7 protein-coding genes are annotated in these 12,492 nt (G+C 63.9%); 1 reads left to right on the top strand and 6 read right to left on the bottom strand.

The window, feature by feature from the left end; genetic code table 11:
- Nucleotides 1-29 precede the first annotated feature (29 nt).
- On the bottom strand, nt 30-1,415 hold the full coding sequence (locus tag E4K65_RS08290) for an efflux RND transporter periplasmic adaptor subunit (RefSeq protein WP_135173695.1): 1,386 nt from the start codon (nt 1,413-1,415) through the stop codon (nt 30-32).
- Complete coding sequence (locus E4K65_RS08285; RefSeq protein WP_135173694.1) at nt 1,405-2,889, bottom strand: efflux transporter outer membrane subunit; 1,485 nt, start codon at nt 2,887-2,889, stop codon at nt 1,405-1,407. The genes E4K65_RS08290 and E4K65_RS08285 overlap by 11 nt, the downstream gene beginning before the upstream one ends.
- A gap of 704 nt (nt 2,890-3,593) precedes the next feature.
- Between E4K65_RS08285 and E4K65_RS08275 the strand changes: the two genes are divergently transcribed.
- The gene (locus E4K65_RS08275) at nt 3,594-4,628 is read left to right on the top strand and encodes a cysteine synthase A (RefSeq protein WP_135173693.1); all 1,035 of its coding nucleotides are present in this window, start codon (nt 3,594-3,596) and stop codon (nt 4,626-4,628) included.
- Nucleotides 4,629-4,647: 19 nt separating this feature from the next.
- Here the strand turns inward: E4K65_RS08275 and E4K65_RS08270 are convergent, their stop codons facing one another.
- From E4K65_RS08270 to E4K65_RS08255, 4 genes are all read right to left on the bottom strand, one after another.
- Nucleotides 4,648-6,885, bottom strand: a complete 2,238-nt coding sequence (locus E4K65_RS08270; RefSeq protein WP_167770621.1) for an O-linked N-acetylglucosamine transferase, SPINDLY family protein — start codon at nt 6,883-6,885, stop codon at nt 4,648-4,650.
- Between the two features lie 144 nt (nt 6,886-7,029).
- Nucleotides 7,030-9,270: an O-linked N-acetylglucosamine transferase, SPINDLY family protein gene (locus E4K65_RS08265; protein WP_167770620.1), complete on the bottom strand. Its 2,241-nt coding sequence runs from the start codon at nt 9,268-9,270 to the stop codon at nt 7,030-7,032.
- Nucleotides 9,271-9,403: 133 nt separating this feature from the next.
- Nucleotides 9,404-11,644, bottom strand: a complete 2,241-nt coding sequence (locus E4K65_RS08260) for an O-linked N-acetylglucosamine transferase family protein (protein ID WP_167770619.1) — start codon at nt 11,642-11,644, stop codon at nt 9,404-9,406.
- A gap of 100 nt (nt 11,645-11,744) precedes the next feature.
- Nucleotides 11,745-12,482, bottom strand: coding sequence for an amino acid ABC transporter ATP-binding protein (locus E4K65_RS08255; protein WP_027542726.1), 738 nt, complete (start codon nt 12,480-12,482; stop codon nt 11,745-11,747).
- Between the last annotated feature and the right edge of the window lie 10 nt (nt 12,483-12,492).

Raw genomic sequence — 12,492 nt, 5'->3', positions numbered from 1 at the left:
GCCTGCCGCTCAGGCGGCTGTTGTCGGGATCATGGCTGCTTGGCTCCACTTCCCGTTGCCCCAGGTCCTGGTGCCGGCCCGGTCTGCCCTTTCTGGTCGCCTTCGGTGCTGCTCCGCTTGGCGCGGGGCTCGCCGTCCTTACCCTGTCCGTCTTTGGCGCCATCCTTTTTCTGAGCGTCCGGCCCGCGCGAGCGCTTGCGCGGCGCGAGGTCGGCCGACGGCGTCTGGTCGTCGCGTCCGACGACGACCTTGGAGCCATCGGACAGATTGGCAAAGCCTGTCGTCACGACGCGGTCGTTCGGCGACAGGCCGCTGGCGATCACCGCGTCATGCTCGTTCTGCTGCGTTACCGTCACGGGCTTGGCCGAAGCGACGTTGTCTTCGCCGATGACATAGCTGAAGGTGCCGATCGGACCGCGCTGCACCGCCGATGTCGGCACGACCAGCGCCTGCATCAAGGTCTCGACCTTGAGGCGGACATTGACGAACTGGCCCGGCCAGAGCTGGTAATTGGCGTTGGGGAACTCAGCCTTGAGCCTGAGCGTGCCGGTGGTCTGGTCGACCTGGTTGTCGATGCCGGTCAGCTTGCCGGTGTCGATCACGGTGACGCCGTCATTGCCGAACACGTCGACTGCGAGCGCGCCCTTGGCGGCGGCCGCGTTGACCCGCATGATCTGCTGCTGCGGCAGGCTGAACCACACCGCGATCGGCTGCAATTGCGTGATCACCACGAGACCCGTGGTGTCGGACGCGTGGATGATGTTGCCCTGGTCGACCTGGCGCAGGCCGGCGCGCCCGGAGATCGGCGCAACGATCTTGGTATAGCTCAGCGTCGCCGCCGCATTGTCGATCGCGGCCTGGTCGGCCTTGACCAGCGCCTCGGTCTGGGCGACCAGCGCGCGCTGGGTGTCGGCCTGCTGCTTGGAGCCGGCGTTGGAGGCGGCGAGCTGCTCGTAGCGCGTCAAATCGATGCGCTGGTTGGCGAGCTGGGCCTGGTCCTGCGCTTTCTTGGCGACCGCCTGATCGTAGGTCGCCTGATAGAGCGCGGGATCGATCTCGCCGACCACGTCGCCCTTCTTGACGTCCTGGCCTTCGGTGAAATTGACCGCGATGAGCTTGCCGTCGACTTGCGAGCGCACGGTCACGGTGTTGAGCGCGCGGATCGCGCCGACGCCGTCGAGATAGACCGGGACATCCAGGATGCGGGGCGTTGCCGCCAGCACCGGCACCGGCAGGTCGGGGCGCTGGTTGCGGCCGTTCGCCTGCTGCGGCTGCTGATGCCACACGGTCCAGCCGAGATAGCCGAGGCCGCCGAGGATCGCGAGCGTGACCAGAGTCAAGATGAAGCCGCCGCGCGACGATTTCCTCACCGTCCCCGCCTTCGCGTCATCCTTCTTATCCGGCTTAAAGAGCATTGACCGGTTTCTCCATCCTCGGTTCCCAGCCGCCGCCGAGCGCCTGATACAGGCTGACGATGGCGAGAAGCCGTGCGAGTTGGGCCTGCGACAGCGCGTCTTCCGCCTGGAACAGGGTCAGCTGGGTGTTGAGCACGGTCACGATGTCGGCGGTGCCGGCGCGCAATTGCTGCTCCGACAGATCGAAGGCGCGGCGTGAGGCGGTGACGACATCGCGCTGCAATTGCAGCTTGATCGTGGTCTGCTTGATCGAGAACAGCGCATTGTCGACGTCGGCGAAGGCCTGAACGATGGTCTTGCGGTAGGTCTGGAGCAGTTCGTCCTGCCGCGCCTTGGCAAATTCGAAATTACCGAGGATCTTGCCGCCGTCGAAGATCGGCTGCGTCGCACTCCCGACGAGCTGGAAGAAGGCCGCATGCGGCTGGAACAGCGATACCAGCGCCGAGCTCTGATAGCCGCCATTGCCGGTGAGCTGGATGGTTGGAAAGAACTGCGCGCGGGCATTGCCGATGTTCGCGGTCGCAGACGCGAGCTGCGCCTCCTGCCGGCGGATGTCCGGCCGCTGCGTCAGCAGCTCCGACGGCAGGCCGGGCGTCACGCGCGGGATCGCAATCCGGTCCAGGGAGCCGCCGAGCACGCGCACGCTCTCCGGCGGCCGCGACACCAGCACGGCGAGTGCGTTGACGTTCTGGTCGAGCGTCTGGCGCAGCGGCGGCACCAGCGCCTTCTGGTTGGCCAGTACGCTCTCCTGCTGGGCGACGTCGAGATCGGTGCCGGTGCCGGCCTTGCGACGCTCCTTGACGGCATCAAGGATGCGCTGCGCGCTCGCGATGTTGCGCTGGGAGGTCCTGATGCGATCCTGCGAGGCCAGCACCTGGAAATAGGCATTGGCGACGCCCGCCAGCGTCGTCAGCGCGACCGTGTCGCGATCGAACCGGTTGGCATTCGCCGTCTCTTCCGCCGTTTGCAGCGCGTCGCGGTTCTGGCCCCAGAAATCGAGCTGGTAGCTCGCGCTGAGCGAGGCCTGGTAATTGACGACCTCACGGCCGCCATTGGTGAGCCCCGAGGCTGATGAACCGGAGGTGCGCGAATAGGTCTCCTGACCAGTGCCCGACAGGCTCGGCAGCAGCGCCGCGCCCGCCTGCCGCGCCTGGGCGTCCGCCTGGACGATGCGCGAGACGGCGGCGGCGATGTCGAGGTTGACGGTCTGCGCTTCCTCCATCAACTGCGTCAGCTCGGCGGAACGGAAGCCGCGCCACCAATCCAGCGACGGCGGCGCATCCCCCTTCCCGGCGTATTTGTACTGCGCGGGAACATCGAGCGCAGGATCCGGAAGATCCTGCGTCAGCATGCAGGCGCCTGAACTGGCGGCGAGGCACAGCACTCCGAGCCAGCGCGCCGCACGGCGCGTCCGGGACGCAGAACCTAGAGACCGCCGCAGGACGATCGCCGGAACATGCTGTGTCACATCCACCCCCCGCCGGGCAGATCGAGCCGCCACCGCACAGCCGGATTAACCGATTCGCGGCGGGACAGTCGGGGGGCTTTCTGCAACTCGTTCACAGGTGATGCTTTCAGCGGAACCTTGAGATTCATCCTAGCCGGGCGCGGAACAGCGGGACAGTCCCGCAGGTGCGAGATGGCGGCCCGAATGCGTCGATATCCGCGCCACGAAAGTGCAAGATATCGCTGTCTTGCAGAGACTTCTCGTATTTTCCTGCCGTCACGAAGCGGATTCAAGCTTACCAAGATTTCATGTGATATCGGCGCCACACCCGCTCGGATCCGTTTGATCCGGCTGCGCATTGGCCGGCAACAAGCTCTATGCGGCTTAAGCTCCACCTCAAAGCGTGGCGAGCCATTCTCACCAAGCCGTCAACGATCGAGAAGGAATACGCAGCTGTTGCGCAGGTGGTCGTCCCCATCCCCCGGCCGGCGGAAATTTGGCGCGAGGGTTGGCCGCAACGACCATTATCTTCCATACCCTGACAGTTGTCCGACAAATCATGCCACCGAGATGCGGCACCGCAGCTCCTCGCTGATCTTTCCCCAAAATATGATTGCCTGAGCGGTCACTTCCACCCGTTTCGCCGCAGCGCAAAAGCCTTTCCCTTTGGTCTCCCAGGCACTAGGTTCTGGCCAACCTGATCAACCCCTTGCCAGCGATTTCCCCCTGACATGACCATTCGAAACGACGTTGTCGAAGCCATTGGCAATACCCCGCTGATCAAGCTCAAGCGCGCCTCGGAGGCGACCGGCTGCACCATTCTGGGGAAGGCCGAGTTCATGAATCCCGGCCAGTCGGTGAAGGACCGCGCCGGCAAGTGGATGATCCTGGAGGCCGAGAAGCGCGGCGAGCTCAAGCCCGGCGGTCTCGTGGTGGAAGCAACCGCCGGCAACACCGGCATCGGGCTCGCGGTCGTGGCGAGTGCCCGCGGCTACCGCACGCTGATCGTGATCCCGGAGACGCAGAGCCAGGAGAAGAAGGACTTTCTCAAGCTGTGCGGCGCCGAGCTGATCGAGGTGCCGGCCCTTCCTTACGCCAATCCCAACAGCTACCAGCATGTCGGCCGCCGGCTCGCCGACGAGCTGCGCAAGACCGAGCCCAATGGCGTGCTGTTCGCCGACCAGTGGAACAACCTCGACAATGCGAAAGCGCATTACGAGTCCACGGGGCCGGAGATCTGGGAGCAGACCGGCGGCAAGGTCGACGGGTTCGTCTGCTCGGTCGGCAGCGGCGGCACGCTCGCCGGCGTCAGCCGCTTTCTGAAGGAAAAGAACAAGAACGTCCGGATCGCCTGTGCCGACCCGCATGGCGCTGGCATGTTCGAGTACTTCAGGACCGGCGAAGCCAAGGCGACGCCGGGCGGTTCGATCACCGAGGGTATCGGCCTCAACCGGGCGACCGCGATCGTCGAGAGCGCGAAGGTCGATGACGCCTATCTCATTGCCGACACCGACGCCGTCACGGTGATCTACGACCTGCTCCAGCACGAGGGCCTGTGCCTCGGCGGCTCGACCGGGATCAACATCGCCGGCGCGATGCGGCTGGCCAAGCAGCTCGGGCCTGGCAAGACCATCGTCACCGTGCTCTGCGATTCCGGCAGCCGCTATCAGTCGAAACTGTTCAATGCGGACTTCATGCGCGCCAAGAACCTTCCGGTGCCGGAATGGCTGGAGAAGCGCAGCAACATCAAGCCGCCGTTCGTCTGATCGTCGCGGTTCGGCCGGGTCACGCCACGTCGCCGCGTTCCGAAGCCGCGGCACAATAGTCGCTCCAGAACTGGCGGTAACCCGCTTCGAGCTCTCGCGTGTAGATCTCGACATTGCCGGCGCGCGAGGCCGCGATCTGAGCCGGCAGCTCCGCGCGCAACTTCGCCAGATGGGCGGGCTGCGCTGCATATTTGCAGGCGATCGCGGCGTAACCCTCGTCATCCTCGGCGACCCAGTCGTTAAGGCCGACGGCGGTCACGATGGAGGCACCGGCGCGCGAGGAGGCGCCGTTGCCGAGCTTGGCGACGACCGGAACGCCCGCATAGAGGGATTCCCAGGTGCTGACGCCGCCATTTTGCGGGAATGGATCGAGGGATATGTCGACGTCCGCAAAGGCCAACAAGTGCTCGTGGCGCGGCGTCGAGCCCATGCAGATGACGTTCTCTTCGGCAATGCCCTCTGCCACGCACCGCGCGATCAGGCGGTCACGCAGCAATGGATCGTCAAGCAGGGTATGCTTGATGATGATCTTCGATCCGGTCACCTCTCGCATCGCTTTCGACCACACGCGGATTGCCTCGTCCGAGATCTTGGAGATCCGGTTGAAGACGCCAAAGGTCACGTAGCCGTTGCGGAGCATGGGGAGCTCCGAGGGCGGCACATCCAGGATGGGATCGGTCGTGATCAGGCACGGCAGGTCATGGACCTTTTCGGCAAGCAGATGGCGCGCCGATTCTGGAATGAAGATCGGATCCGCGAGCACGTAATCCATGGCCTGAAGGCCGGTACCGGTGGCATGTCCGAAACCCGTGACCTGGATCGGAGCCGGCTTCCGGGCGAAGACAGGGAGCCGGTTGCCGGTCGAATGCCCGGACACATCGATCAGGATATCGACCTTGTCGGCCTGAATACGATCGGCCAGTTCGTCGTCCGAAAGCTGCCAGGCGTCGACCCAGACGTCCGCTATCGACTTGAATTGGGCGGTCATCTCGTCCCGTAACGGCGAGCACGAATAGCAGACGATCTCGAACTTGGCGTGATCGTGATTGCGGAGCACCGGCACCAGGCCGAACGCCGCCGAGTGGTACCAGAATTCGGCAGCGACATAGCCGATCACGATCCGCCTGTCGGGATCGAGCTGCCGCGGCGCCAGCGTCCTTTGCGGCACTCTGGCGCCGATCGTTTCACCCCAATATTTTCGCGCCGCCTGCTGAACCGCGAAATCGGCATCTGAGAGAAAGTCCAGAAAGTGGATCTTCCGCGCGATCAAGTCCAGATCCGGCGAGATTGCCAACGCCGCGTCGAGATGTTCGATCGCGGTTGCGATCTCTCCCTGGTTTGCAAAGCAGGCGCTCAGCAGCGCTAACGCGATCGCGGAGCGTGGATTTTCCTCGAGCAACGTCTTGCACGCCAGGATCGCCTGCGCCGTATTCCCCATGCCGAGCGAAACTTCCGCCTTTCCCCGCAAGGCCACCTCGAGCTTGGGCGAAAGCGCAAGCGCGGCATCGAAATCCGCTGCCGCCTGCTCCGGCCGCGATAGCGCAAGATTGAGCCGCCCGCGTTGCGCCAGTATCTTCGCCGAACCGGGCCTGATCGCGAGCGCCGCTGCGAGCGCGGCTTCCGCCTCGTCGTAGTGCTTGAGCTCGATACTGGCCACGCCCTTGCCGACGAGCGCTTCGGCGTGACGCGGCTGAAACAACAAAGCGCGATCGAAACTTTGCCTGGCGCGGTCAAATTGGCCCAGCGCCAGCTCGGCCATGCCACGATTGCAGAGCGCATCGGCATGGTCGGGCTTCAGCCTGATCGCGCGATCGTACAGCTCGATGGCCTGTTCGGGCAGGTTCATGTGGAGCAAGGTATTGCCGAGGCCGGTCAGAGCCGGCGGAAAATTCGGCTTCAGCGCGATCGCCTTCTCCTGACAGGTGCGGGCGGCCTCAAATTTCTGAAGGACGAAGTGCACAGCCGCGAGATTGTTGTAGGCCTCGTGCGAACGCGGATCGATCGCGACCGCGCGCTCGAGCAGCTGTTGCGCCTCCTCCAGGCGCCCGCCCTGTTGCACGCTCAGGCCGAGCAGGTGCGTGGCGTCGAAATGATCCGGAACAGCTTGCAGGATCTGGCGGCAGAGCGCCTCGGTCTCCGCGTATCTGCCCTGGCCATAGGCGCTCGACGCGGCGGAGATGACGGCGTCCGCCTGCTTCTTCAATTTCTTCTGCAATCGCGCATTCTGGAATGCGCGCGCGCCGGCGCTGCTCTGCAAGGTGTCTCTCCGGAAATGGCTCGGGGAGAGCCTAACTGATTCGCGTGCCCGCCCGGCCGGTCAGCGGGACCGGCAACAGCTCGGGCATATCCCGGGGCTCGACGCGGGATCTAGCTCAGGAACCGCCTGGTGCGCCCGACCTGCCTACGCAGCGTCGTCGCTTTCCGAGGCGGCAGCACAATAGTCGCGCCAGAACCGGCGATAACCCGCTTCGAGCTCACGCGTGTAGATCTCAACATTGCCGGCGGGCGAGGCTGCAATCTGAGCCGGCAGACTTGCGCGCAACTCGGCCAAAACCGCCGGCTGCGAGGCAAATTTCCGGGCGATCTCGACATACCCCTCGTCATCCTCGGCGACCCAATCGCCGAGACCGACAGCAGCCACGATGGAGGCGCCGGCGCGCGAGGAGGCACCGTTGCCGAGCTTGGCCACCACGGGAACACCCGTATAGAGCGATTCCCAGGTGCTGATGCCGCCATTTTGCGGGAACGTATCCAGGGAAATATCGACCTTGCCAAAGGCCAACAGGTGATCGTTGCGCGAGGTGGTGCCCAGGCACGTGATGTTCTCCTCGGCAATGCCCTGCGCCACGAAGCGTGCGACCAGGCCATCGCGCAACAGGGGATCATCGAGCAAACCATGCTTGAGGATGATCCGCGATCCCGGCAGCTCCCGCATCAAGCGCGACCACACACGGATCGCATCATCCGATATCTTGTAGATGCGGTTGAATACACCGAAGGTGACGTAGCCGTTGCGGAGCATCGGCAGCTCGGAAGGCGGCAGATCCGAAACGGGCTCCATCGTGATCAGGCACGGCAGATCGTGGATTTTTTCGGCAAACAAGTGCCGGACCGGCGGTGGAATGAAAATGGGATCCGCGAGCACATAGTCCATGGTCTGCATGCCCGTGCCCGTCGCGTGTCCGAAGCCGGTGGCCTGGATCGGGGCCGGCTTCCGCGCGAAACACTGCAGCCTGTTGCCGGTTGTGTGTCCCGATACGTCGATCAGGATGTCGACATTGTCAGCCTGAATGCGATCGGCGAGCTCGTCGTCCGAAAGGTCCCAGGCGTCAACCCAGACGTCCGCGAACGACTTGAACATGGCGGTGTACTCGTCCGCTCCAGGCCAAGAGTAGTAGCAGACGATCTTGAACTTGGCGTGATCATGATGGCGCAGCACTGGCAGCAGGGTGAGCCCCGCCGAGTGTTGCCGGAATTCGGCCGCGACATAGCCGACCGTAATCTGTTTGTCCGGATCGAGCGGCCGCTTCGGCAGCTCCCTTCGCGGCACCTTGGAGCCGATCTGATCCCACCAGGATTTGCGCACCGCCTGCTGGACCACGAAATCGGCCTCGGCGCGGTAGTCCTCCAGGAAGATCTTTCCCCTGATCGCGTCCCCATAGTTCGGCCGGATCGCTAGCGCGCGATCGAGATATTCGATCGCGGCGTCCATCTCTCCCTGGTTCGAATACGCGAAGCCCATCAGCGCCAGTCCCATCTCGGAGCGCGGATTTTGCTCGATCAAGGCCGTTGCGGCCGCCATCGCCTGCGCGGTCCTTCCCATCACGAGGCAGGCCTGAGCCTTGCCCCGGAGAGCCAGTTCGAGCTTGGGCGAGATCGCAAGCGCCGCCTCGAAATCCGCAAGCGCCGGCTCCAGGCGCTGCAACTCGTAACTGAGCCGCCCACGCTGGGCCAGGATCCTCGGCGAGCCGGGCTTGATCGCGAGCGCCATGGCGAGCTTGGCTGCCGCCTCCTCGTGGTGACGGAGCTCCATGCTGACCATGCTGTTGCCGACGATGGCCTCGGCGTGACGCGGCTGAAACAGCAGGGCGCGATCGAAACTTTCCTTGGCGCGCATGATCTGTCCCAGCAATATCTCGACCATGCCGCGATTGCAGAACGCATCGGCGTAATCCGGCTTGATCTTGATTGCGCGCTCGTGCAGCTCGAGCGCCTGCTCGTACTGCCCCAGATGCATCAGCGTATTGCCGAGGTTGGTCAGCGCCACCGCGAAATTCGGCTTCAGCGCGATGGCCCTCTCCTGGCACCGCCGCGCCTCCTGGAAATCGCCGAGGTCGAAATGCACGGTCGCGAGGTTGTTATGGGCATCGTGCAGCCGCGGATCGAGCGCAATCACGCGCTCAAGCAGCTGTTGCGCCTCCTCCAGGCGGCGGCCGTCATGCGCGCACATGCCGAGCAGGTGCATGGCGTCGACATGATCCGGAAGCGCTTTCAGGATTTCACGGCATAGCGCCTCCGTCTCGGCATATTTGCCCTGGCCATAGGCGGCGGCCGCGGCGGAGATGACAGCATCGGCCTGCTTCATCAATTTCTTCTGCAATCGCGCATTCTGGAATGCGCGCGCGCCGCCGCTGTTCTGCAAGGTTGCTCTCCGGAGGATGGCCTTGGTGAGAGTCTAACTGATTCGCAGCCGAGGCCGGCCGGTCAGCCGGAGCGGCAACCCATCCGGGATTTCCCGGGGCTTTGAACGTCCCGGTCCGGCGCGGCTGACCTGCCTACGCAACGTCGCAGGTTTCCGAGGCCGCGGCACAATAGTCGCGCCAGAACTGGCGATAGCCCGCCTCGACCTCACGCGTGTAGATCTCGATGTTGCCGGCGGGTGAATTGGTGATCTGAGCCGGCAGATCCGCGCGCAGCTTCGCCAGATGGGCGGGCTGGGCGGCATATTTGCACGCGATCGCGGCATAGCCCTCGTCGTCATCGGCGACCCAGTCGCCAAGACCGACGGCCGCTACGATCGATCCGCCGGCGCGCGATGAGGAGCCGTTGCCGAGCTTGGCGACGACCGGAACGCCCGCATAGAGGGATTCCCAGGTGCTGATGCCGCCGTTCTGCGGGAAAGTATCGAGCGAAATGTCCACATTCGCAAAGGCCCGCAGATGGTCGGTGCGCGGGGTCGTACCCATGCAGATGACGTTCTCCTCGGCGATGCCCTGTGCCACGAATCGCGCAACCAGGCGGTCGCGCAGCATTGGATCGTCGAGCAGTCCGTTCTTGATGATGATCTTCGATCCCGTCACCTCGCGCATCACTTTCGACCACACTCGCATGGCCTCGTCGGAAATCTTGAAGATGCGGTTGAACACGCCGAAGGTCACATAGCCATTCCGGAGCATGGGAAGCTCCGACGGCGGCACATCCAGGATGGGGTCGATCGTGATCAGGCTCGGCAGGTCATAGACCTTTTCGGCCAGCAGATGACGCGCCGATTGCGGAATGAAGATCGGATCCGCGAGCACGTAGTCCATCGTCTGAAGACCCGTACCTGTGGCGTGACCGAAACCCGTGACCTGGATGGGGGCCGGCTTGCGGGCGAAGACATGGAGCCTGCTGCCGGTCGTATGTCCGGACACATCGATCAGAATATCGATCCCGTCGGCCTGGATACGATCGGCCAGTTCGTCGTCCGAAAACTGCGCGGCCTCGACCCAGACATCTGCGCAAGCCTTGAAATTCTCGGTCATCCCATCCTGCAACGGCCAGCAGGAATAGCAGACGATCTTGAACTTGGCGTGATCGTGATGGCGCATCACCGGCAACAGGGAGTACGCCGCCGAATGCTGCCTGAATTCGGAAGCGACATATCCGATCACGATCTGTCGGTCCGGATCGAGCTTGCGCGGCGACAGCGCCCTTTGCGGGAGTTTGGCGCCGATCTGATCCCACCAGTATTTCCGCGCCGCCTGCTGGACCACGAAATCGGCCTCGGGCAGGTAATCCAGCACGAAGATCTTGTACCCGATGGCCTCCGGAAAGTCCGGCGCGATCGCCAGCGCCGCATCGAGATGTTTGAGCGCCGTCGCGATGTCTCCCTGGTTCGCATAGCAAGAGGCCAGGAGCGCCATTCCCGCCTCGGATTGCGGATTGACCTCGAGCAGCGTCTTGACGCCCGCCATCGCCCCCGCCGTGTTCCTCACCATGATGTCGACTTGCGCCCTCCAGCACAGCGCGAGCTCGTTCCGTGGCGATTGCGCCAGCGCGGCGTCGAAATCCGCCGCCGCCTGCTGCAGGCGGGACAGAGTCAGATAGAGCCGTCCACGCTGCACCAGAATCCGCGGTGAACCCGGCTTGAGCGCGAGCGCTGTGTCGAGAGCGGCTTCCGCCGCCTCGAAATGCCGGAGCTCGAGGCTCACCATGCCCTTGCCGGCGATCGCTTCCGCATGGCTCGGCTGAAGCGACAGGGCGCGATCGAAGTTCTCCCCGGCGCGTTCGAACTCGCCGATCATCAGCTGCGCCATGCCACGATTGCAGAATGCATCGGCAAAGTCCGGCTTCAGCCTGATGGCGCGTTCGTGCAGTCCGATCGCTTCCTTGGCGAGGCCGAGGTGCAGCATCGTATTGCCGAGATTGGTCAGGGTGATCGGACAATTCGGCTTCAGCGCAATGGCCTTCTCCTGGCATGCGCGGGCGTCCTTGAATTTCTGGAGATCGAAATACACGGCCCCGAGATTGCTATGGGCGTCCGGCGAACGCGGATCGAGCGCAACCGCGCGCTCGAGCAGGAATTCCGCGTCATCGAGCCGCCGGCCATCAAACGCGCGGAGGCCGAGCAGGTGCGTGGCGTGGAAATGATCCGGCACCTCCTTCAAGATCTCGCGGCAGAGTATCTCGACCTCGTCAAATCGGCCCTGCCCGAGCGCCTCGATCGCGAAGGACATGACGGCGTCCGCCTGCTTCCTCAACTTCTTTTCCAAACGCGCATTCTGGTATGCGCGCGCGCCGACACTGCTCTGCAAGGTCTCTCTCCGGAGGATGGTCCGAAAAGAGGCAAGCTGATTCGCATGGTGCGAAGCTGGTGGGTCGGTCAGGCCGGCGAGGCCTCCGGATTGCGGGTGCTCACCGCAAAATCTGGCTCAGGAACAGTTTTGTGCGGGCGTGCTGGGGGGCCGCAAAGAACTCGTTCGGGGTGTTGGCCTCGATGATCTGGCCGGCGTCCATGAACACGACGCGGTTGGCGACCTCGCGGGCAAATCCCATCTCGTGGGTGACGACCAGCATGGTCATGCCCTCCTCGGCGAGGTCGACCATGGTGTCGAGCACCTCCTTGACCATCTCGGGGTCGAGCGCCGAAGTCGGCTCATCGAACAGCATCACCTTGGGATTCATCGTCAGCGCCCGCGCGATCGCAACGCGCTGCTGCTGGCCGCCGGACATCTGGCCCGGAAACTTGTTGGCCTGGTGCGGGATCTTGACCCGCTCCAGGAATTTCATCGCGGTCGCCTCGGCATCCCTCTTGGGGATGTTGCGGACCCAGATCGGCGCCAGTGTGCAATTGTCCAGAACCGTCAGATGCGGGAACAGGTTGAAGCTCTGGAACACCATGCCGACCTCGCGGCGCACGGCGTCGACATGCTTGAGGTTCGGCCCGAGCTCGATGCCATCGACGACGATCTCGCCCTCCTGGAATTCCTCCAGCGCATTGATGCAGCGAATCAGCGTGGACTTGCCGGAGCCCGAGGGCCCGCAGATCACGATGCGCTCGCCCTTCTTCACCTCGAGGTCGATATCGCGCAGGACGTGAAATTCGCCGTACCATTTGTTCAGGCCGGAAATCTTGACGATGGGGTCGGACATGGTGGCCTCG

This window comes from Bradyrhizobium niftali, assembly GCF_004571025.1.
Lineage (GTDB): Bacteria > Pseudomonadota > Alphaproteobacteria > Rhizobiales > Xanthobacteraceae > Bradyrhizobium > Bradyrhizobium niftali.
Note: the sequence above shows the minus strand (reverse complement) of the source record. Positions and strands in the feature narration are given on the sequence as shown.